General features: G+C 68.4%; 1 protein-coding gene. It reads left to right on the top strand.

The window, feature by feature from the left end:
* Positions 1–247: hypothetical protein (locus tag RZA67_RS16420; protein WP_317214129.1), on the top strand; the 247-nt coding region annotated here is incomplete at both ends.

A 247-nucleotide genomic window follows, 5' to 3' on the forward strand; every position in this document is an offset into this window, starting at 1 on the left:
ATCACCGTGGGTGGAGACAAGGCCGGCACCTCGGTCAGCTTCGCTGGCGTTGATGCAGCTGGTGCGGCGATCAACCGCACGCTGAGCGGCGTGGCCGATGGCCGTCTGGCCGCCGGCAGCACCGAGGCGGTCAACGGTGCACAGCTGCACGCCACCAACGAGGACGTGGCCGCCAACACGGCGGCGATCACTGCCACGGTTGCCGATGTGGCCGCCAACACCACCGCGATCACTACCGCCAACACCA

Origin of the sequence: Stenotrophomonas sp. C3(2023) (assembly GCF_032911385.1) — a bacterium.
Classification (GTDB): Bacteria; Pseudomonadota; Gammaproteobacteria; order Xanthomonadales; family Xanthomonadaceae; genus Stenotrophomonas.